At 39.0% G+C, this 23193-nt stretch carries 20 protein-coding genes; 18 read left to right on the forward strand and 2 right to left on the reverse strand.

Features of this window, described 5'->3' with window-relative positions; all coding sequences use genetic code 11:
* Positions 1-35: 35 nt before the first annotated feature.
* The 11 genes from MLOOGBEN_RS07195 (at position 36) to MLOOGBEN_RS07245 (ending at position 13473) form a co-directional block, all read left to right on the forward strand.
* Positions 36-2486, forward strand: coding sequence for an Ig-like domain-containing protein (locus MLOOGBEN_RS07195; RefSeq protein WP_179157563.1), 2451 nt, complete (start codon positions 36-38; stop codon positions 2484-2486).
* Positions 2487-2755: 269 nt separating this feature from the next.
* The gene (locus MLOOGBEN_RS07200) at positions 2756-3787 is read left to right on the forward strand and encodes a Bug family tripartite tricarboxylate transporter substrate binding protein (RefSeq protein ID WP_179157564.1); all 1032 of its coding nucleotides are present in this window, start codon (positions 2756-2758) and stop codon (positions 3785-3787) included.
* Between the two features lie 111 nt (positions 3788-3898).
* Complete coding sequence (locus MLOOGBEN_RS07205) at positions 3899-4351, forward strand: tripartite tricarboxylate transporter TctB family protein (RefSeq protein ID WP_179157565.1); 453 nt, start codon at positions 3899-3901, stop codon at positions 4349-4351.
* A gap of 24 nt (positions 4352-4375) precedes the next feature.
* Entirely contained in the window at positions 4376-5902 is a 1527-nt protein-coding gene (locus MLOOGBEN_RS07210; protein WP_179157566.1) for a tripartite tricarboxylate transporter permease, read from the forward strand.
* A 157-nt stretch (positions 5903-6059) separates the two neighbouring features.
* Entirely contained in the window at positions 6060-7583 is a 1524-nt protein-coding gene (locus MLOOGBEN_RS07215) for an ATP-binding protein (protein ID WP_306430729.1), read from the forward strand.
* Positions 7561-8289, forward strand: coding sequence for a response regulator (locus tag MLOOGBEN_RS07220; RefSeq protein ID WP_179157568.1), 729 nt, complete (start codon positions 7561-7563; stop codon positions 8287-8289). Before MLOOGBEN_RS07215 ends, MLOOGBEN_RS07220 begins: the two co-directional genes overlap by 23 nt.
* A gap of 115 nt (positions 8290-8404) precedes the next feature.
* On the forward strand, positions 8405-9913 hold the full coding sequence (locus tag MLOOGBEN_RS07225) for an ATP-binding protein (protein WP_256988932.1): 1509 nt from the start codon (positions 8405-8407) through the stop codon (positions 9911-9913).
* Positions 9897-10589 carry a response regulator gene (locus MLOOGBEN_RS07230; protein WP_306430730.1) on the forward strand — a complete coding sequence of 231 codons (693 nt, stop codon included), beginning with the start codon at positions 9897-9899 and terminating at the stop codon, positions 10587-10589. The genes MLOOGBEN_RS07225 and MLOOGBEN_RS07230 overlap by 17 nt, the downstream gene beginning before the upstream one ends.
* A gap of 318 nt (positions 10590-10907) precedes the next feature.
* Entirely contained in the window at positions 10908-12305 is a 1398-nt protein-coding gene (locus MLOOGBEN_RS07235; protein ID WP_179157570.1) for a CitMHS family transporter, read from the forward strand.
* 22 nt (positions 12306-12327) lie between these two features.
* The gene (locus MLOOGBEN_RS07240; RefSeq protein WP_179157571.1) at positions 12328-12474 is read left to right on the forward strand and encodes a hypothetical protein; all 147 of its coding nucleotides are present in this window, start codon (positions 12328-12330) and stop codon (positions 12472-12474) included.
* A 75-nt stretch (positions 12475-12549) separates the two neighbouring features.
* The gene (locus MLOOGBEN_RS07245; protein WP_179157572.1) at positions 12550-13473 is read left to right on the forward strand and encodes an AEC family transporter; all 924 of its coding nucleotides are present in this window, start codon (positions 12550-12552) and stop codon (positions 13471-13473) included.
* Positions 13474-13565: 92 nt separating this feature from the next.
* Here MLOOGBEN_RS07245 and MLOOGBEN_RS07250 read toward each other — a convergent pair whose 3' ends face one another.
* On the reverse strand, positions 13566-14915 hold the full coding sequence (locus MLOOGBEN_RS07250; RefSeq protein WP_179157573.1) for an MFS transporter: 1350 nt from the start codon (positions 14913-14915) through the stop codon (positions 13566-13568).
* A 558-nt stretch (positions 14916-15473) separates the two neighbouring features.
* Here MLOOGBEN_RS07250 and MLOOGBEN_RS07255 point away from each other — a divergent pair.
* Genes MLOOGBEN_RS07255 through MLOOGBEN_RS07265 form a run of 3 tightly spaced genes read left to right on the forward strand, consistent with a single transcriptional unit; the run spans position 15474 to position 17259 of the window.
* Positions 15474-16268: a 2-keto-4-pentenoate hydratase gene (locus MLOOGBEN_RS07255; protein WP_179157574.1), complete on the forward strand. Its 795-nt coding sequence runs from the start codon at positions 15474-15476 to the stop codon at positions 16266-16268.
* Positions 16269-17051 carry a 2-keto-4-pentenoate hydratase gene (locus MLOOGBEN_RS07260; protein WP_179157575.1) on the forward strand — a complete coding sequence of 261 codons (783 nt, stop codon included), beginning with the start codon at positions 16269-16271 and terminating at the stop codon, positions 17049-17051. It abuts the gene before it with no gap.
* 25 nt (positions 17052-17076) lie between these two features.
* Positions 17077-17259, forward strand: coding sequence for a 4-oxalocrotonate tautomerase (locus MLOOGBEN_RS07265; RefSeq protein WP_179157576.1), 183 nt, complete (start codon positions 17077-17079; stop codon positions 17257-17259).
* Between the two features lie 114 nt (positions 17260-17373).
* On the opposite strand, the gene MLOOGBEN_RS07270 is transcribed toward MLOOGBEN_RS07265, so the two are convergent.
* On the reverse strand, positions 17374-18135 hold the full coding sequence (locus MLOOGBEN_RS07270; protein ID WP_179157577.1) for an IclR family transcriptional regulator: 762 nt from the start codon (positions 18133-18135) through the stop codon (positions 17374-17376).
* 171 nt (positions 18136-18306) lie between these two features.
* Between MLOOGBEN_RS07270 and MLOOGBEN_RS07275 the strand changes: the two genes are divergently transcribed.
* The 4 genes from MLOOGBEN_RS07275 (at position 18307) to MLOOGBEN_RS07290 (ending at position 23151) form a co-directional block, all read left to right on the forward strand.
* Positions 18307-19161, forward strand: coding sequence for a dimethylarginine dimethylaminohydrolase family protein (locus MLOOGBEN_RS07275; protein ID WP_179157628.1), 855 nt, complete (start codon positions 18307-18309; stop codon positions 19159-19161).
* A 17-nt stretch (positions 19162-19178) separates the two neighbouring features.
* Complete coding sequence (locus MLOOGBEN_RS07280; RefSeq protein WP_179157578.1) at positions 19179-19940, forward strand: dimethylarginine dimethylaminohydrolase family protein; 762 nt, start codon at positions 19179-19181, stop codon at positions 19938-19940.
* A gap of 44 nt (positions 19941-19984) precedes the next feature.
* Positions 19985-21394, forward strand: a complete 1410-nt coding sequence (locus tag MLOOGBEN_RS07285; protein WP_179157579.1) for an amino acid permease — start codon at positions 19985-19987, stop codon at positions 21392-21394.
* 134 nt (positions 21395-21528) lie between these two features.
* The gene (locus MLOOGBEN_RS07290) at positions 21529-23151 is read left to right on the forward strand and encodes a M20/M25/M40 family metallo-hydrolase (protein ID WP_179157580.1); all 1623 of its coding nucleotides are present in this window, start codon (positions 21529-21531) and stop codon (positions 23149-23151) included.
* Positions 23152-23193 lie beyond the last annotated feature (42 nt).

Here is a 23193-nt window from a genome sequence, read left to right on the forward strand (position 1 = left end):
CCCCCGAAATTATTTTCAAAGGAGATGATTAAATCTTGAAAAAACCGTCATTAAAAGGCAAGAAAATCCAAGCTTCGATCATAACTGCGGCATTAGCTATTTCAAGTTTGTTAGTAGTACCAGATAGTAATGTGAATGTGGTATCCGCAGTTGAAAATATTGATAAAGTGCTTGCATTTCCTGGTGCAGAAGGCGGAGGACGCTATACTTCCGGCGGAAGATTTGGGGAAGTCTATATCGTTAATACACTAGAAGACTATGGAACTGGAGAAAAGGAAATCCCAGGATCCCTGCGTGATGCCTTAAGTAAGGACAATCGTTTTATCGTCTTTAACATCTCTGGAGTAATCAATTTAAAAGAACCTTTTTCTCTAAGAAAACGAAAGAATATAACGATTGCCGGACAAACCGCTCCGGGGGATGGAATTACTCTAACTGGATATGAAACCAATATCAGTGATTCTGAGAATGTTATTATTCGCTACCTTCGCTTCCGGCCAGGAGCTGAAAATGTACATAGTGGAGATTCCATGGACGCTATTTGGGGTAGAAGCATGAAAAATGTCATGATTGATCATATATCAACAAGCTGGTCTACTGATGAAACGATGTCCTTATATCGTGCGGAAAATATGACTGTGCAGTGGTCAATTGTGGCAGAAAGTTTAGCCATGAGCGGTCATACGAAAGGTCGTCATGGGTACGGTGGAATATGGGGTGGAGTTAATACTTCCTACCATCACAATCTAGTAGCTAATCATACTTCTCGAAACCCCCGTTTAGGTGGGGGTACTGCCGAGGCAGATGATAACAACCATATTGGCTTATTTGATATCAGAAATAATGTGATTTATAACTGGGGATTTAACACTGCATATGGTGGCGGCAGAGCCTATGCCAATTATATGAATAACTATATGAAGCCAGGATTAGGTACACGTAGCAGTGTAGAATCACGGGTGATTGACGCTGGGGAGAAAGACAAACCAGGTAAATTTTACATTAACGGAAATGTACTAGAAGGAAATTCTGAAGTATCCAACGATAATTCAAAAGGTATTTATGTATCTGAAAGTGCAGCCCCTACAACGGAGATAGTGGATGAGGAGTTTCAGATGGATGGTACATCAGCGGAGGCACTAAGAACTACTTCGGCTGAGGAAGCATATAATGAGGTTTTAGCAAAATCAGGAGCAACATATCCAAAACGAGATGCCTTGGATGCTAGAATTATAAATGAAGTGAAGAATAATCAAGGTAGATTCGTTAATCGCCACGAAGAAGTAGGGGGACTCCCATACACAGCTGTAATTACTCGACAAGAGGATTTAGATAAAGACGGTGATGGGATAGCTGATGAATGGGAGATGAAAAATGGATTAGATCCGAGTAATGCTGATGATAGCAGTGAAATAGCAGCAGATCAAAGCGGATATACGAATATAGAAAACTACGTCAATTCATTGGTAAATATGGAATATACACCAAGTAACCCAGAAATATCAATGAAAACACCTACCAATAATCAGATTTTTAAAACAAGTGATCAAATTACGATTGAAGCAAATGTAAAAGGAAAGACAGACATTGAAAAAGTAGAATTTTACAATGGAGATAAGATTATTGGAACAGTTACAAGTGAACCATTTAGGATGAGCACAAATTTACCAGATGGTACCTATTATATATCTGCCAAAGTAATAGATAAATCTGGTCTACAGACACAGGCAACTGCCTCCGTTATTCATATTAATAACGAAACGAATTTAAAACAATGGAAAACAACGGATATTGGAACTCCAAATATTCCAGGTCATGCATCTTTATATAATGATGTTATGACTGTAAAAGGTTCTGGAAAGTTAAAAGAGAATGATGATAACTTCCACTTTACTTACCGTAATTTGGCAGGAGATGGAGAATTGATTGCAAAAGTTGAGACCATGACACCGGTGGATCATCATGCTTTTGCTGGGTTAATGGTCCGAGAGAGTCTTGAAAAAGATGCGAAAACGGTCGCTTTGGGTCTTTCTTATACAAAATCTTATTCATGGAAAGAAAACGGAACAACCTACTATAGAAATCCATGGTCCGCCTATGTAGCCGCCCGTTATGAACAAGGTGGAAATATGGACGAGTTAGGTGAAAACCTTGATTCTCCTAGTAATGCGATAGAATCTGGAGTTGCATTAATTAATGATATACCATTTAAAGACAAGGAAAAACCTCTGGGTTATTATCTTAAACTCAAACGAACAGGTAATGTTTTTAGCGCAGAAGGGTCAACCGATGGAATCAACTGGATTCCAATAGGAGAACGTACGATTGAAATGAATAAAAAGGTTTACATTGGAATGGCTGTTGATGGAAACAAAGTTGAGAATCACTTAAACAATCTAAATACGGCTACCTTTTCTCATATACAATTAAACTTAACCAAAAAACAATATAAAGATCCATCCGTAACAAAAAAAAACAGTAAATAAATGGCTTTTTAGCCAAGGATGATTTTTTTCAGCCGCACAGTGAATAGTTCACAAGTGCGGCTTTTGTTATTTAATCAGAAATAATTGTCACAAAATTTTCAGAATAAGTTTGAAGTTCTTGTAAGATTGAATTTCATTTGCAAGTTCAACCCTTCGTGAACAAAATGAACAAAATGGTTAATAAGTTTTTAATGCTGTTTAAATTTATAATCTATTAAATATTCGAAAATTTTGTAAAATTAAGAAAACATTTACAAGGGGGAATTGAAATGTTTTCTATTAAAAGAATTTCAGCAGTAATGTGTGCAGGGGCATTGGCGCTAAGCCTAGGTGCTTGCAGCAGCAGTAATGAAACAGCAAGCTCAGATAAAAAGGAAGAAAGTACTGGCTATCCTACGAAAGCGATTACAGTAGTTGCACCTTCAGGGGCAGGTGGCGGATGGGATTTAACTGCACGTGCGTTTACAAAAGTGCTGGGTGAAACGAAGGTGGTTGAACAGCCTTTGACGGTCGAGAACAAGCCTGGTGGCGGCGGTGCTGTCTTTATGGCGGAATACGCTACCCAGCAAGTTGAAAATAATGATATGCTCTTTGTCAATTCACCACCAATTGTAATTAACAATCTGAAAAAAGAAGGAAACAGTCCATATGGCTACAAAAATACAACACCATTGGCGCAGCTGACAAAAGATTTTGGTGCAATTGTTGTAAAAGCGGATTCTAAATTCACAGACTTAAAATCAGTATTGGAAGAGGTAAAGAAGGATCCTAGTAAACTAACATTTGCAGGTGGATCTGCACCAGGTTCCATGGACCATTTAATTTCCATTCTACCTGCTTATAAATATGGAGTGGATCCAACAAAGGTTAAATACGTTTCCTATGATGGCGGCGGTGAAGCGATTACCGCACTTCTTGGCGGTAACGCAGATGTAATTGGTACCGATGCCTCTAGTGTAAAAGAATTTTTAAAGGCGGGTAAGGTGCGCGTGTTGGCGATTACCTCAAATGAACGTTTATCGGGTGATTTTAAGGATGTACCAACTGCAAAAGAACAGGGTGTCGATGCAGAGTTTACGATTTGGCGCGGGATTTTTGGTCCGGAAAAAATGTCTACTGAGGCAAAAACTTATTGGGAACAAGCAATTGAAAAGCTCGTTAGCTCTCCTGAGTGGAAAACAGAAGTAGAGACGCAAGGCTGGGAATTGGAATATAAAAACAGTTCTGATTTCAAAAAGTTTTTAGAGGAACAAGAAAGCCAAGTCCAGCAATTATTAACAGCATTAGGAATGCAGAAGTAAAACAGAAGGGAAGGAGTAACTCACTCCTTCCTCGGGAAGGAGTAACTCACTCCTTCCTCGGGAAGGAGTTAACTCTCTCCTTCCTCTATTTTTTCTGAAGGGGGATTACGAATGGTATTAAAATTTGATTACATTGCATCTGTATTGTTCCTGGTTGTAGGTGTTCTTTTTATTATCGGGAGCAGGCAGCTTGAAAGCTCGTCCTATGGGAGTGCAGTTGGCCCTGATATCTTTCCACTTATTCTTGGTGGCGCACTTATTTTATTAAGTATCCGTTTATTTTATGAAACATTCATCACGAAGAATCAACAGGGGACGAAAGAGAAATTACAGTACAAACCTTTCCTAATCATTTTTGTGGCTACATTGGTTTATATTTTAACGTTGGAAACAATCGGGTATGTAATCACTACCTTTCTATTTTTATTTATTTGTTTTCAAACGATGGAACGTACGAAAGTGATACAATCCCTTATCATATCAGCTTGCTTTTCAGGACTTGTATATTTTTTATATGTAGAGGTTTTAAAAGGGACATTACCAGACTGGCCAATTTGGTTTTAAGCGAGAAAGAAAGGTGGACACAAAATGAGTACACTCGATTATTTATTTCAGGGATTTGGAACGGCACTTATTTGGTATAATATCCTATTTGCTTTTGTTGGGGTTTTAATTGGGACAGCTGTAGGTGTGCTTCCTGGGATTGGACCAATGAGTGGTGTTGCCCTTCTTATTCCGGTGACGGCTTCTATTACGGGGGGGCTTCCACCAGAAAATGCTGCGACGAGCGCGATTATTCTACTCGCTGGAGTCTATTATGGAGCGATGTATGGCGGATCGACCACTTCCATTCTATTAAATACACCGGGAGAATCTTCATCTGTCGTTACGACCTTGGACGGTTACCAGATGGCCAAGAAAGGAAGAGCAGGAAGTGCCTTATCCATTTCGGCAATCGGTTCCTTTGTGGCGGGGATTATTACCCTTGTGGCACTGATTGCATTAGCAAAACCATTATCAGCTGTAGCGCTCAAATTTGGTCCGGCAGAATATTTTTCCTTGATGCTATTAGGGCTGGGGGCAGTCAGTGGATTAGCTGGGAAATCGGTAACAAAAGCATTAATGATGACCATTTTCGGTTTATTACTTGGTACGATTGGAATCGACAACGTATCTGGTATTGCCAGATTTACCTTTGATGTTCCATGGCTGTATCAGGGAATTGAGTTTTTAACAATAGCAGTTGGATTGTTTGCAGTTGGTGAGGTATTTAAGACCATTTTGGAAAAAGAAGAGGAAGATTCTGAGATTGCAAAGATAAATAATTTACTTCCATCTAAAGCTGAGCTAAAAGAATCCGCAGGACCCATTGCCCGCGGTTCGATTTTAGGTTTCTTTGTAGGAATTTTACCGGGCGCTGGGGCGACGCTTGCTTCCTTCTTTTCTTATATTCTAGAAAAAAAGATTTCAAAAACGCCTTCAAAGTTTGGAACAGGAACGATTGCAGGGGTTGCGGCGCCAGAATCGGCGAACAATGCAGCCTCGGGCGGTGCGATGATCCCATTATTAACACTAGGTATTCCAGGTTCAGGTACGACGGCTATATTAATGGGAGCATTGATGATGTATAACGTCCAGCCGGGTCCGTTATTATTTGAAGACCATCCACAAGTAGCATGGGGATTGATTGCCAGCATGTTTATTGGGAACATCATGCTTTTAATTTTAAATCTCCCACTCGTCAAAGTGTTTGCGAAAATTATTCAAACACCAAAGCAATTCTTGATTCCTATGATTATTGCCATCTCGATCTTTGGTGTCTATGCGGTCCAAGTATCAACGAACGATCTTTTACTATTATTGGGATGTGGACTTCTTGGCTATTTCTTAAGCAAAAACGATTATCCAATTGCCCCTTTGGTGCTCGGATTGGTATTAGGACCCATGGTAGAGAATAATTTACGAAGAGCTTTAACGATATCAAATGGAGATTTCAGTGTATTCTTTACAAGACCAATTTCTCTCATTTTTCTTATCATTACGCTCCTTTGGCTGCTAGTTCCATTCATTATGAAAAGAAGAGGAAAAGATGTAATTATTAATATTGAAGGATAAATTTTTATAATAATTCGAAAACTCCTTTATTTAAGGAGTTTTTTTACTATAATATGAATGAGGTGATTGAGTGCGTTTACATTCGAAATTAATGCTAGTCATTCTTCTTCTTATTATCTCAATCGGGGGAATATTTGGGATTACTTTTAAAAATATAATGGAGAATAATCTCAAAAAAGAAATAGGTTCTAAAGCCTTATCTGTCGCCCAATCCATTGCAAATATGCCAGATATCCAGGAGGCATTTTATTCGAAAAATCCTGCGGCTGCTATCCAGCCAATCGCAGAAAGCATTCGTAACCAGGTTGGGGCAGAATTTATTGTGATCGGGAATACGAATGAAATCCGATATTCGCATCCCAATCCGAAGCGGTTAGGACAAAAAATGGTTGGGGGAGATAATGGGCTTGTTTTTAAAGGAGAATCTGTTATCTCTGAATCTACTGGAACACTAGGTCCATCTCTACGGGGGAAAGCGCCTATCTTTAGCCAGGGAGAAGTTATTGGCGTTGTTTCAGTTGGTTATCTTCAGACAGATATTGAAAAAGAAGTTTCAAAAATACAGAAAAAAATCTTTTTTGCCACACTTCTTATTTTGATTGGAGGATTACTAGCGGCATTACTAATCTCTTTAAATATCAAAAAAGCGATGTTTGGACTAGAGCCAAAAGAAATCGCTTGGATGTACCAAGAGAAACATGCCATTTTAGAGTCTATTCATGAAGGGATTATTGCAATCGATACCGACGGGCGAATAACGGTAGTGAATGAGACGGCTCATAAAATTTTGGGAGTTCCAAATGAGATTCTTCTCCGAGGAAAAAGAATTGAAGAGGTTCTAGAAAATACAAATCTTCTTAAGGTGGTACGAAATGGGCAAGCAGAATATGATAAGGAAATTATTATATTTGGGGATGTATTTTTGGCAAATCGGGTTCCGATTTTTAATATGAAAGGTAATGTGATTGGGGCTGTCGCGAGTTTCCGTAATAAGTCAGAGCTGGCCCAGTTACTAAAGGAATTATCCCATGTAAAAGCCTATGCAGAAGGGTTGCGCGCTCAAACCCACGAATATTCCAATCGTCTTTATACCCTGCTAGGCTTGATTCAGCTGGGGTCTTATAAAGAAGCCATTGATTTTATCTCTAAAGAAGTGGATGTCACCCAAGGATTCATTCAATTTTTAATGAAGGAAATACCGGATCCCATTATTGCTGGATTTATATTAGGCAAGGTAAGTCTAGCAAGCGAATTGAAAGTGAACTTTTCAATAGATAGAGAGAGCAGCTTTAAGGATCTACCACATGAAATCAGTAGAGATTCATTAGTAACCATTATTGGAAACCTTGTCAATAATGCCTTTGAAGCTGTTAGAGAAAATGGAGATGGAGAAAAAAGAGTAACACTATTTTTGACCGACCTTGGTAAAGAATTAATTATTGAAGTAGAAGATAACGGAAAAGGAATTGAAGGTAATAATAACGACAAGATATTTAAACAAGGCTTTACCACAAAGGACAAGAGCAGTAATGCCGGAATTGGTCTGAGTCTAGTTCAAAATGCCATTAATAGTTTAGGTGGATATGTCACGTTTTCATCAAATGTGGGGGAAGGTACGATTTTTACTGTGGCAATACCAAAAAGCAGGGGGAATATGAATGAAGGGGAACCGAGATATTGAAGTATTAATTGTCGAGGATGATTTAAGGATAGCAGAAATACAAAGGCGGTTTCTTGAACAGATTGAAGGATTTCAAGCGGTGGGGATTGCTGCCAGCTATATAGAAGCAAAAACCTTAATTGATATTTTACAGCCGGATTTACTTTTGTTAGATGTATATTTTCCTGATATGAATGGAATAGATTTACTAAAAGAAACAAAGCTACAATTGAAACAAATGGATGTTATAATGATCACTGCAACAAAAGAAATCCATAGAGTACAAGAGGCTATTAGTATAGGAGTATTCGATTATATTATAAAACCAGTGGTTTTTGACCGCTTTAAACAATCGTTACTGAGGTATAAGGATTATCATGGACAGCTATTACAATTAGGAAAAGAAAATACCCATGTGACTCAACATCAGGTAGACAAGTTGTTACGAAAAGACCTTGATAGAGATGGAAAAGAAAAGTCCTACCTTCCGAAAGGAATTGATCCACTTACACTCGAGAAAGTGATGGATGTCCTCGGAAAGGTAGATGATGGACTTACAGCAGAATTTGTTGCAAAAGAAATTGGGGTAAGCAGAACAACGGCAAGACGGTACCTTGAACATTTAGTATCCAATGATAAAATTGAAGCCGACTTATCTTACGGAACAGTCGGTCGGCCAGAACGAGTTTATATCGTTTCAAGAAAAGCAACTAAGAATTTACTTTAAATAGGAGGTTTTCTGCCTGAAGTCAATAAAAATTTCCCTACAAACAAAAATTTTCGGGCTGGTTCTTTCACTAGGCTTATTGTTAATCCTGCTAATGACAGGGTTTTATAGCTATATGGAAAGTAAACAAATTGAGGAAAACAAGGGAAGGCTGGCATTGGAATTATCGAAAACTGTCTCCTTTATCCCGACTATCATTGATGCTTTTCAAACGACCGATCCTTCTAAAACAATACAGCCTATTGCAGAAAAAATTCGAAAAGAAACAGGTGCCGAATTTGTGGTAATAGGAAATAAAGATGGCACCAGATATGCGCATCCTCTGATCACTAAAATTGGGCAGAAGATGAAAGGCGGAGATAATGATAGGGCGCTAACCCAAGGAGAATACTATATCTCCAAGGCAGAGGGCTCACTTGGACCTTCTATTAGAGGGAAATCTCCTATTTTTAATCATCAGGGGGAGATCATCGGAATCGTTTCTGTCGGATTTCTCCTTGAAGATGTGCAGCAGCAAATTATAAATAACATTAGGAGAGTGCTCATTGTTTCTTTCTTTGCGCTTTTGATTTCCCTTCTAGGCAGTATGTTACTAGGACGTAATATCCGCAGGGATACAATGGGGCTTGAGCCTTATGAAATTGCATCTCTTTATAAAGAGAAAAACGCAATCCTGCATGCGGTAAAAGAAGGGATCTTAGCGATAGATAATAAAGGCTATATTACTATGATGAATCAAAAGGCAAAGAGGCTTCTTCAGCTCCATGGGACAGTCAAAAATAGGAAAGTGGATGGGCTGTTTCCTTCAAATTATTTGTATGAAGTATTACGATCAGGAAACTCACAAACAGATAAAGAGATGGTCTGGAAAGATAAAACCGTTATTGTTAATTGTACTCCAATCGTCGATGAGACAGGTATTCAGGGAGTTGTTGCTTCTTTTCGTGATAAAACTGAAATTAAGCAAATGTTAAATACGATATCTGAAGTGAAAAGTTATTCAGAAGATCTCCGTGCCCAAACACATGAATTTACCAATAAATTATACGTTTTATTGGGCCTGCTTCAACTTGGTGAATATAACCAGGCAATCGAAATGATACAAAGTGAGACACAAACACAGCAATTTCAGAATTCAGTCGTTTTTAATCAGATCAAAGATACAAAAGTGCAGGCAATCCTATTGGGGAAATTAGGAAAAGCTTCTGAAAAGAAAATTAAGTTTGAGATTATTTCAGATAGCTATATGGAAATATTACCTTCCCATATTAAACTCTCTAACTTGATCGTAATCCTTGGAAACTTAATAGATAATGCCTTTGAAGCTGTCTATGAATGCGAGACACCGACGGTTAAGTTTTTCGCTACAGATATTGGAAGTGATATCATTTTTGAGATTTCGGACAATGGGAATGGAATAAGTGAAATAGAATTTCCCCTTCTGTTTGAAAAAGGGTATACCTCTAAAAATGGCACTGAGCCAAGGGGATTTGGCTTATCAAATGCTGAAGAGGCGGTATTGGAGTTAAAGGGGATTATCGAGGTGCAAAGCCACCACGAGAGTGGATCTGTTTTTACCGTTTATCTTCCAAAGAATGTGCAAGGGGATGAGAATTTTGGATAAGATAAAAGTGGCTATAGCGGAAGATGATTTTCGAATAGCTGATATACATGCGAAATTTTTAGATAACTTTAAGGAAATAGATGTGGTAGGCAAATCATTGAATGGGGAGCAGACTTTACAATTATTAGAGCAGAAAACCCCAGATTTGCTGCTTCTGGATGTATATATGCCAGATATGCTAGGATCTGAATTACTCCCCATTATACGGAAGGCATTCCCAAAAGTTAGTATTATTATGATAACAGCAGCAACAGATAAAGAGTTCCTTGAAAAAGCTTTAAGTTATGGTGTTGAGAATTACTTAATCAAACCAGTAAGCAGGGAAAGATTTGAGGAAGTTATTCAGGAATATATCAAAAAGCACTCTCTTCTTTTGGCTAATCAAGAAGTAAATCAGAATTATGTAGATCTGCTTTTCCGTAAAGGGAAAAATGAAGTGCCGACAAAGAGCGCGGGATTGCCTAAAGGAATTGATGAAATTACCTTAGGAAAAGTTAAGGCTGTTTTCCACGTAAAAAGAGATGGGATTTCGGCTGAAGATGTTGGCAAGGAAATTGGTGCATCGCGGATAACTGCCCGCAGATATTTGGAATATCTCTCCTCCAAAAAGGAAGTAAGAGCAGAAGTGGTTTATGGAATTGTGGGAAGACCAGAAAGGAAGTATTATCCAGTTTAGAAAGGGTGGTAATTAATTTACGGTTTCCGTTATCTATCACATTAATAATGTAAAGAAAAATGGCTATCAAAATGTATGTTTATTTGATGGTCATTTTTTTTATGCAGTTTTAACTGAAAATAGGAACCTGAGAAGATGGAAACTGGTAGGGACTGGGAAAGGTGCCCGTGGAAGAGGAAAAAGGGTATCAGCGGTCATCATTTGAATATAGTGATATCCGCAGAAGAAGAAGTACTTGGAGCACTAGCAAATTATTTCGTAACTTGATACCCCTAATAAGTTATTCCTATTTGGAAAAATCCCCCTCTCGTGAACAAAATGTACAAAATCAATTTTATTTACGTTAATAACTTTATTTTGGTAACGTTTTCACATCTGAATATTTTGATTATATTTAATTTACAAATAAAAGAGGTGAAGACGATGCTTGCAATATTAGGGTTCTTGATGATTATTACTTTTATGATTTTAATTATGACGAAACGCCTTCCTGCTATGATTGCCCTTATAGTGATTCCTGTTATTTTTGCCTTGCTTGGCGGATTTGGTAAGGAAATGGGGCCAATGGCGCTTGAAGGTATAAAAAGTGTTGCGCCAACGGGAATTATGATCCTGTTTGCAATTCTCTTTTTCGGCATTATGATTGATGCAGGAGTATTTGATCCGATTATTTCGACTATCTTAAAAGTGGTAAAGGGAGATTCAGTAAAGATAGCTATTGGAACCGCAGTCCTTGCACTTTTGATATCCCTTGACGGGGATGGAACCACTACATATATTATTACCATTTCTGCCATGCTGCCATTGTATAAACGGATTGGCATGAAACCATTGATTCTTGCAGGAATTGCTATATCAGCTTCAGGTGTTATGAACCTGCTTCCATGGGGCGGACCTACTGCCAGAGCCATGACGGCTTTAAATCTTGAGATGTCAGATGTTTTTACACCGGTTATACCTAGCATGGCGGGCGGAATATTGTTCGTATTGGTCATGGCCTACTGTCTTGGGAGAAAGGAACGGAAACGAATTGGAGTCCTGCAAGTTGATTACAGCACGATGTCCATGGTGGCTGCTACATCAGAGGACGCTTATCTAAAACGCCCAAAGCTAATACTTATAAACTATTGTCTTACTATTCTCCTTTTAGTTGCGTTAATTAAAGAGGTACTTCCAACAACCGTATTGTTTATGCTTGGATTTGCTTTGGCGATTACAATAAATTATCCAAAATTAAGTGACCAAAAAGAAAGAATTGCAAAATATGCTGATAATGCATTATCAGTAGTTTCAATGGTATTTGCTGCAGGTGTTTTTACTGGAATTCTTTCAGGCACGGAAATGGTCGATGCCATGGCAAACACCATGATTTCCTATATTCCAGATGTACTAGGTTCTCATTTTGCAATCATTACTGCTATTATCAGTGCACCGTTAACGTTTTTCATGTCTAATGACGCCTTTTACTATGGTGTTTTGCCTTTGCTTGCCAAAGCAGCAAGTGTCTATGGAATTGACCCTGAGTTTATCGGACGAGCGTCACTATTGGGACAGCCTGTCCATTTATTAAGCCCGCTTGTTCCATCGACGTACTTATTAGTTGGTTTGGTTGGAGAAGATTTTGGGGAATTACAGCGCACATTCCTCAAATGGGCTTGTGGATCGACTTTAGTTATGATTGTTGTTGCTATTGGTTTATCAATAATTCCTTTTTAAAATTGAATGGAGATGAATGTTAATGTGGATAATCACTGTCTATTCAAAGGGTAACAGTATTTCAATGTTTGAATTTAATTCTGAAAAAGAAGCCAAGGAAGCTTTTAAAAATGTCTCAGGTTGTAAGATTCTTTCAGAGGTTATTTATTTTAACGATCAAGTAGTGTAAGAAGCAGGAAAATGCATTTTATTAATTAATAAACTGCATTTTTCTTTTTTTTATCAGAGAGAGAAGGTAATTTGGATGAGTATTTTGTATCATATATTACTAGATATCATTTTTCCGATATTCTTGTTAATAGCGGCAGGGGCTGTACTGCAGCGTGTAATTAGGCTTGATTTATCTACACTGTCAACCTTGACGGTGTATTTCTTATTGCCTGCTGTTTGCTTTGTAAATATATATGAGAGCAAAATGTCAGGCGAGTTAATTAGCCAAACGTTAGTATTTTTACTACTTTTTAATATTCTACTTATCTTAACCAGCATGTTTATTGCAAAAGCGAACAGGTTTGACCGTAAGCTGACAGCAACTTTTAAAAATAGTATGGTTTTGAGTAATTCAGGTAATTACGGTCTGCCTGTAAGTGAACTAGTATTTGCCGCTAATACTGCAGGTATGTCAATTCAGATTATAATTTCTATTTTTCAAAATCTCCTTACTTTTACATATGGTTTTTTCAACAGCGTCTCTGCAGAGAGCAGCGGGCTTGATATCTTACGAAAAATTATCCGTCTTCCGGTTATTTACGCTTTATTACTGGCAATATTGTTGAAATGGCTACATATTGATATACCTGAATTTTTGTGGAAGCCAATTGAAAATTCCTCGAATGCGTTTTTGGCAGTTGCACTAGTCACACTAGGAGCACAAGTAGCATTTTTAAAGATTACAAGAATTTCAAGACCAATTGTTTGGATTGTAATCGGCCGGCTGATTATTTCTCCTATAGTTGGGTTACTAGTAATCTTTACTCTTGGACTAACTGGAATTACAGCTCAAGCATTATTTATCGCTAGTTCATTTCCTTCTTCAAGAAATAGTGCTTTGCTGGCACTTGAGTATGATAATTATCCAGAATATGCTTCGCAAGCGGTCCTTTTGACTACCGTTATAAGCAGTATTACAGTTGCGGTTGTCGTTTATCTATCAAAAATACTTTTTTAGTACGACAGTTTTTCACATTGTCATTGAAGATAGAAAAGAGTTCCATTTAACGCAATGAGTCTCCCTTTTAGAAGGGAGACTTTTTTAATCCATTAACTTACATGAACTTTAATAGATTTATCTTTAGCATCGTTTTTATTATAATAGGCATTTTTTAAAGGCACCAATGAGAGGGCGGCAGCCGCAATCAAGCCAGGAATGGCAAAGGCGATAAAGTTTAAGTGAATGGGTAAAGAAATTGATAATAGGAATCCTCCTAAAAGGGGACCTAGCATACCGCCGATCCTGCCGATTCCTGAAGCCATCCCTAATGCTGTAGATCTAATAGATGGCGGATAGTACTGGGAAACATAGGCCTGAACAATATTTTGTGCACCAATGGTTGCAGCTCCGGCAATAGCTACTAACAGATATATTACTAACGTATTTCCTCCAAATCCTAGGAGTGTCAGAGCCACGGCGCCTGAGGCATACATCGGAACAAGCATTTTTTTTGAACCGTATTTATCACAAAGTCGTCCGATGATGAGTGTCCCAATAATGGCTCCGCCTTGGAGGGCAATGAGAAAGCCTAAACTTGAATTTAATCCATATCCTGCTTCCATCATCAATTTTGGAAGCCAGGTATTTAAACCATAAACCATCAATAAACAACTGAAAAACGCTGTCCAAAACATAACCGTACTGAAGGCTCGGTTCTCCTTAAATAATCCTATTATAGGAACCTTTGAATCATGTATTTTTAAGTCGATAACCTCATCATTTTGACTAAAATGCGATTCTGGACTTACTTTAGCAAGGGTTGCAATCAATTTTTCCTTTTTACCTGTACGGATAAGATAGCTGGCTGTTTCAGGCAGCTGTTTATACATGATAGGCAAAAATAGGAGGGGAAGACCCGCAAACCAGAAGATTGATTCCCATCCGAATGTTGGCATTAAGAAAATCCCTATTAAGGGAGCAAGAATCCCCCCAACAGAATAACCACATAATACGATACTTACAATCATACTTCTCATCGTCTTAGGGGCATAATCTGTTAATAGTGCGATAACATTTGGCATGATTCCTCCCAAACCTAAGCCAGCTATGAAACGGAAGGTTGAGAAAGTAGTTGGTGTTTCGGCAAAGCCACAAAGGAATGTAAATAAACTAAACAGTACTAATGTTATCGCAATCACGTTTTTTCTACCAATCCGGTCAGCCAAAGTACCGAAAAAGATTGCCCCAAACATCATCCCAAATAATCCATAGGTCCCGATTGCTCCTGCTTCCACCGAGGAAAGATTCCATTTTTCTATCAAGGTTGGTAAAACCGTTCCATAGACGACCAGATCATAACCATCAAACCAGATAATCAAAAAACTCCATAATAGTAAACCTAGATGGAAGCGGTTAAATTTGCTGTTAGCAATAACTTCGGTAGAATTAATCGTTGTCATGTTTTTTCCCCCATTAAAAAATAAAATTAAATGATAACGCTTACGATAATATGAGAGAATTCGTATTTGTTATCGGTTAACACTAATTGCACTTTACTTATAGTAAATACAGTTCTCTAATTAGAGATTATAAACATTAGTGGTTTTATTTTCAACAAAATATTTATACTTTTCGGAATGTTATTACTAAATTAGGTCTATTGAACCGTTAAACACATAAAAAAGGGGGATTATCCACTTCTTTTTGGTTAGGTGTGAGAGCTATTTTTAAAAATTCATTGTGCTTGTTGCATATAGAGCAACACAAAAGTTGTATGTGAAACTTGCGAGCGTTACTATCAAACTATGAAAAATAATTTTTCCTATTAGGAGGAATACGTACATGTTAAGTAGAAACAAAAGTAAAAAGCGATAAATTGCTTACACTACATTGTCTTGCGATGTGGAACACAGCCGTTATTAAACCACTTAGTGGACCCAATGACGGCATGCACAGCATTGATTTTTACTCGGAATTATCCAATATTACGAATAACCTTTAGAAAGGGTGTTATACAGGTGACAAATAAAATAGTAGAGTTTGCGAAAATATTGGAAGAAGCAGAGTCCACTCGAGTTGGAATTGTACCGCTTACTTCAATCGATTCAGAGTTGACAGTGAAGGAAGCCTATTACGTCCAACTAGAAAATATAAAGAAAAAGATAGAACAAGGACAAAAAGTAGTAGGAAAAAAGATTGGCTTAACTTCTCTGGCCATGCAGAATCTATTAGGTGTTGATGAGCCGGATTATGGACACTTATTAGACAGTATGGTGGTTGAAAACGGAGGTTTTATTTCCACCGAGAAAGTGTTACAGCCAAAGGTAGAGGCGGAGATTGCCTTTATTTTAAAAAAGGAATTACGTGGCCCTAATTTAACCGCTCTAGATGTTCTTCAGGCAACAGAATATATCGTTCCTGCGCTTGAAATTGTCGATAGTAGAGTAAAAGATTGGAAGATTAAGCTGGCAGATACAGTTGCAGATAATGCTTCATCAGGTTTTTATGTACTTGGCGGTAAGCCAGTCAAGATTGAAGATATCGATCTTGAATTACTCGGAATGGCATTTTATAAAAATGGGGAGTTAGTCAATACTGGGGTTGGTGCAGCAGCTTTAGGCAATCCAGCCAATTGTGTTGCTTGGCTGGCTAATAAGTTGTCAGAATTTGATATTCCATTACGTGCAGGTGAAGTGATTCTCTCTGGTGCTTTATCGGCAGCGGTGGAGGCGCGCTCTGGAGAAACATTTACGGCAAGATTCGCACACATTGGGCAGGTAAGTGTCCATTTTAAGAACGGAGGAGAAAATTAAATGAGTCAATACAAGGATATTGCCAATTACCTCGTTTCAGCGGAGGAGGAAAGGCAGGAAGTTCCAAAGGTAACGGTGAGCCTGAAGCCGGATTTATCAGTGGAGGAAGCATATCTTGTTCAACAAGAAATTGTAAAGCGCAAATTAAGTGAAGGAAGAAGAATCGTTGGTCCTAAGATGGGATTAACGAGCTTTGCCAAAATGAAGCAAATGGGTATTGAAGAGCCTATTTATGGATATGTGTTTGATTATATGTTGATTGAAAATGGCGGAAAAGTCCGTTTAAGTGATTTGATACATCCGAAAGTGGAGGCAGAAGTTGCATTTGTGATAGGAGAAGACATAGAAGGACCTGGTATAACCGGGGCGCAAGTTCTCGCAAAAACGGAATATGTTCTTCCCGCATTGGAAATTATCGACAGCCGTTATGAAAACTTTCAATTTACCTTGCCGGATGTGATTGCTGACAATGCCTCAACATCACGGGTTGTGTTTGGAACATCTTTAAAAAAACCGGAACAATTTGAACTGGACCTTGTCGGCGCAACTCTGTCGATTAACGGTGAGATCAAAGAATTGGGTGCAGGGGCTGCTGTCCTTGGCCATCCAGCCCACTCTGTAGCCATGCTTGCCAATATGCTGGCAAGAAAGGGTGAGAAGGTTCGCAAAGGTGACGTGATTTTAACGGGCGGCATTACTGCTGCCGTCAAATTGGACTTTGGCGATATCGTTACTGGAAAGTTTGATGGATTTGGCGAAGTGTCATTTACCGTAACCGATTAAAATATTGTAAATAGAGGGGATTTTTATGCCTATTATTCATGTGCAAATGATGGAAGGAAGACCAAAAGAAAAAGTAGCAGAATTAATTCGCAATGTAACGAATACCGTTTCCGAAACCTTGGATGCTCCAAAAGAAAATATAAGAGTTCTAGTGACAGAAATCCCTAAGACACACTGGGGAAAAGCTGGGGAACCGGTTGAAAAATAAATATTTGACCTTAACAAAGTAGTAGTCTGCCCCATACTAAGTTGATAATGAGAAAATTCAAAAACACTCTTTCCGATACATCGGAAGAGTGTTTTTTTAGTAACTAATTCAATGTTAATATTTTTGGTCTGTATAAATTTTAAGTTTGCTTCCTAGTTTAGCGGATATGCGTAAGCTGGATTGGATTACTTTTTCGATAAATAACTGCTGTTTTTCGTCTGTTTGGTTAAAGGATACGTATCCAATGCTTAATGCACCGATTAATTCGTTGGTGTGATTAAATATAGGAGCTGCGACAGCGGAGGTACCTTTTGTTCTTTCTCCGTGGCTCTCTCCATAGACTTTTTGGCGAATAGTATTGAGAACCTGCAAAAAGGACTCCCTTTCATCTTTTGGAACGATACCATTGATGATTTTTTCAGCTTCGTCCTTATGCATGTGTGCCAGCATGACTTTATTTGCCGCTCCGATATTCATTGGGATTCTGATTCCCAGCTGATCATAAATCCGGATTGGGTTATGCGGGCAATCGATTCTTTCCACAACGATAGCTTCTAAGCCTATCGGTTTACTGAAATAAACACTTTCTTCTACCTCATGCATTAATTTCTCCATTTCGGGGCGGATGAGCCCGACAAAATCAAAGGTATCATACATCTGTAAGCCATATTCAAGCCAAGCATACCCCATTGAATAAAGTTTGAGGTGCGGATCCTGCTGAATTAATCCGTGCTTTATCAAAGATTGTAACAGACGGTGCATGGTACTGACAGGCAAGTCACATTCCTTTGATAAGTCTGTAATGGAGAACCAATTTTTACTGCCACTTTCCGCTAAGACTTTCATTACTTGCATAGCCCGGTCAATGGTTTGCATTTATTCAACCCCTATAAATTTTATTATCATCAGCTGCTAATAATTAATCAGTAAATTCGAAATATATTGACATACCTCTCTACATTTAATAATATCATATTAAGCGTTTCCATTCAAAGAAAAAGGTTTCCACTATGCGGAAAAAGGAGGAGGTAAAACTTGTTAAATTCAATGCACAAAAATCTTAAAAAGGTTATTTTAAAACACCCAAAGGATGCCTTTATCAGTCAGGAGCATCTAAGGAATGAATGGGAAAAGTTCAACTACATCAATGAACCGGACTACATAAAGGCACAAAATGAATATGAAAGGTTCCATGCAATTATTAAAGAACATGTAGCTGAAATTGAATTTTTACCTGCTTCAGAGACAGTTGGATTAGACTCTCTATATGCTCATGACCCTGTTAAATTCACGAAAAATGGGGCGATTATTTTAAAATCAGGGAAAAAGCTGCGCCAGCCTGAGGCTATCGCTTATAAACAATTTTTACTAGAAAAGAACATTCCTATTATAGGAGAGTTAACAGGGGATGCGGTGGCTGATGGAGGAGACCTCGTCTGGCTTAATGACCGTACATTATTGGTTGGACGCGGTTATCGGACAAATGATGAAGCCATCCGGCAAATTCAGGAAATGACAAAGGATATGGTGGACGAATGTATCGTTGTTCAATTACCACATGATCAGGGAGAAGAGGAATGCCTTCATCTTATGTCATTCATTAGTATCGTAGATGAGAATCTAGCAGTGGTTTATTCAAGACTCATGCCGGTCTTCCTGCGCCAGTTGCTAATCAAGCGCGGTTTTGAATTAATAGAGGTACCGGATGAAGAGTACCACCGGCTTGGCTGCAATGTACTGGCATTAGCACCAAGAGTCTGCGTGATGGTTTCGGGAAATCCCTCCACAAAGGCTCAGCTGATTGAAGCTGGAGCAACTGTCTATGAGTATGATGGAAATGAAATTTCTTATTTAGGAACTGGGGGACCGACATGTCTTACATGTCCAGTAGTGAGAGGATAAATAAGGGGGATACGATTATGTTCAACAATACGATTGTTAAAATTCCAAGTGAAAGCTATATCAATGGCTTAACTACATCGGATTTAGGAAGCCCTATTTTTGAAAAAGCATTGGAGCAGCACCAGGCGTATATCGAGGCGTTAAATAAATGTGGAACAGAAGTAACCATTCTTCCTGGTAATAAAGAGTTTCCGGATTCAACTTTTGTGGAAGACACAGCGGTATTGACTCCAAAGTTTGCCGTCATCTCTAATCCTGGGGCACTGTCTAGAAATGGGGAAATTCATGAGATGGAACCTGTCATTAAGACTTTCTATGAAAATATTTATTATATTAAATCTCCAGGAACACTAGATGGGGGAGATGTACTCCAGATAGAGGATCATTTTTATATCGGTATTTCTGCGAGAACCAACCATGATGGTGCCATGCAATTAAAACTAATTCTAGAATTAGAAGGTTACAAGGGTATCATTGTTGAACTGGATAAATTCTTTCATTTAAAAACAGGGATTACCTATTTAGGAAACCAAACGATTGTGGTCGCAGGCGAATTCATCGATCATCCAGACTTTAACCGCTATCAAAAAATCGTTGTTCCCTCAGAAGAGGAGTACGCAGCCAATTGTATTCGTGTGAATGATTATGTCATCATTCCTGCAGGGTATCCTGTGACCAAACAAAAAATTAACGAAGCAGGCTATCAGACCATTGAACTCGATATGTCAGAATTCCGTAAACAGGACGGTGGATTAAGCTGCTTGTCACTGCGATTTTAATTAACTAAAGGGGTAAAGCTATTTTAAGAGGGGTGGGAGAGGGAATGGAAACCGTTAATCAGGTAAGTCAGGAAAATCAATTAAATCGTTCCATGAAGCGCAGGCATTTATTTATGCTTTCATTAGGGGGAGTAATTGGAACGGGATTGTTTTTAAATGCCGGTTATACGATAAATCAATCGGGGGCTGGCGGTGCACTAGTCGGGTATTTGTTTGGCGGGATTATTTTGTATCTTGTCATGGTCTGCCTAGGAGAACTTGCCGTCCATATGCCTGTAACTGGTTCTTTTCAAACATATGCTAGTAAATTCATTAGTCCTTCTGCCGGATTTTCATTGGGATGGATGTACTTTATCGGGTCGGCCACTACGGCGGGTGTAGAGTTTACCGCCGCCGGAATCCTAATGCAAAGGTGGTTTCCAGATGTTTCAATCTGGATATGGTGTGCAGTCTTTATCCTGTTGTTATTCGGACTTAATGCCTTAACAACAAAAGGTTTTGCCGAAGCAGAATACTGGTTTGCCGGTATTAAGGTAGTAGCTGTTATCTTTTTTATCATTATAGGTGCCGGAGCCATTTTTGGAGTTATTCCTCTTGCAGACAGACCAGCACCATTATTAGACAATCTAGCTCCATCTGGTCTATTCCCAGCCGGAATCGCCATTCTCTTTGTAACGATGATGAATGTTATTTTTTCTTATCAAGGTTCTGAATTAATTGGGATTGCTGCCGGGGAGAGCGAAGAGCCTTCTAAAAATATCCCTCGTGCAATTCGTAATGTGTTATTTAGAATTATTGTCTTTTATTTGGCCTCTATTATTATCTTATCAGCAATTTTTCCAGCCAAGGAACTCGGTTTACTCGAAAGCCCATTCGTAACGTTAATGGACTTGGCTGGAATTCCATACGCACCAGATATCATGAACTTTGTTATCCTGACAGCGATATTATCGGTAGGGAACTCATGTATTTATGCTTCCACCCGTCTTTTGTGGGCCATGGCTCATGAGGGAATGGCACCAAAAAGGTTTGGGAAACTTTCAAAACGGAAGGTTCCATTTACAGCTCTAGTTTTTACGATGGTTTTCTCGCTGCTATCACTACTGACAAGTTTTATTGCCGCAGATACAGTTTTCGTTCTCTTGATGTCAGTTGCCGGAATATCCGTAACCATTTCTTGGATTGGTATTGCCCTTTCGCAGTTAATGTTCCGACGTAAGTACCTTCGAGGGGGAGGAAAACTAGAGGACCTGGAATACAAAGTACCTTTTTACCCATTAATCCCGATCGTTTGTATCGTATTCTGCGTCTCAATCCTAATATTCCTGGCATTTGACCCTACACAGCTAATAGGGCTCCTCATCGGACTAGGATTCCTAGCAACATGCTATATATTCTACTACATCAAAAACAAACAAACCAAAGCAAACGCAGAAACTGAAATAAAAGGATAAAGACAATGGAGAAAATGGTGACAATAATATGGTTGCAATAATTTGGTGGCAATAATATGGTGACAGGCACCGCTCGTGGACAGTGTCCACCTCAGGCGGACACTCAGAATTTGATTGTAAAGGGGTCTGAAATGATGGAGCATCTTAGGTGGGGTACACCGGATAGGCTGCGGGGTTTATTGTGTGAACTGGTGAGTTGGAGAAGTATGACGTTAACGGAGGGGGAGCGGGAGTTTCCCCGTAAGGTTCAAGCGAAACTTCAGGAATTGCGATATTTTCAGGAGAATCCCAGTCATTTGGGTCTGCATGATGCTGATTTGGGGCGCCGGTTCTTAACTGGCTTATATAAGGGGGATTCAGAGGAAACGATTGTTTTACTTAGTCATTTTGACACAGTTAATACAGAAGAATATGGGGACCTGGAGGAATTTGCTTATCAGCCGGAAGAATTGACCAAATTGCTTTTAAGTAGAATTGATGAGCTGCATAGCGATGCACAAAGTGATCTCAAATCTGGTGAATATTTGTTTGGACGGGGCACTATGGACATGAAGATGGGGCTCGCGATGCATATGAGATTATTGGAAAAAGCAACGGTTGAGAATTGGCCGATTAATCTTCTCCTGTTGACCGTTCCTGATGAAGAGGTAAATTCATCTGGAATGCGGGCAGCTGTTACCAAACTGCTGGAATTAAAAGAACATCATGATCTCAGCTATAAACTGTTCCTAAACGGAGAGCCGGTATTTACTCAGGAACCTGGTGACAGAAGTTTTTATGTTTATTCCGGATCGATAGGAAAAATTATGCCATCCGCGCTTTTTTATGGAAAAGAAACACATGTGGGCGAACCGCTTAGCGGCATTACCGCTCCCTATATTGCATCATTTCTGACCCAACGGATGGAGTGGAATGTAAGTCTTCTGGAGGAAGTGAAGGGAGAAACCACACCGCTGCCTGTTACTCTGCAGCAAAAAGATTTACGGCTTGAATATTCAACTCAAACGCCCTATCGTTCTGCAGCAATGTACAACGTGTTTTTAATGAAACGGAATGCTGAAGAAATCATGGAGATATTTGAAAGAGTTGCCATAGAGGCAGCTGGGGCATGCAATCAGGCGTATAAAGAGGTTTGTAGGAAGCAGTCTGTGAAGCCGGTTGGTAAAGTCCGTGTTTTGCGATATGAGGATTTACAAACTCATGCCATCCGTAAATTCGGAGCCAATTTTGTAGAGGAAATAAAGGCTGAAGTTCAGGCAAATACAAACTGGGATGACCGTGAAAAATCATTGCGGATTGCTGACAGTCTGATGATAGAATGTCAGGAGCTTGCACCGGCCATTGTCTTACTATATGCACCTCCCTATTATCCAGCGGTTAATTCTTCAGATGATGAACTTGTTAAGAAATGTATCCAATATATTAGGGGAAAAGGGCAAAAAGAGTTTAATTTACCGGTAAAACAGGTTCATTATTTCAATGGAATCAGTGATTTAAGCTATGTTAATTACCAGGATGAAGGGGAAGGGTGGACTGCCTTTAAAGCAAACACGCCTGTCTGGGGAAGCAGTTACAGTATCCCTTTTGATGAAATGTCCAACCTTAGTGCTCCTGTCTTAAATGTCGGTCCGTTTGGTAAAGATGCCCATAAACGAACAGAGCGATTGCACATTAAAAGCGCATTCGAGGAAGTACCAACCTTAGTCGAGGGTATGATTAAAATGATGACCTTGAGCATGTACCAATCACATAGTTGATATAAATAAGAGGCACCTTCCATATAGGATGGTGCCTTTAAA

Source organism: Bacillus sp. EB106-08-02-XG196, from assembly GCF_013396335.1.
Taxonomy (GTDB): domain Bacteria; phylum Bacillota; class Bacilli; order Bacillales; family Cytobacillaceae; genus Neobacillus.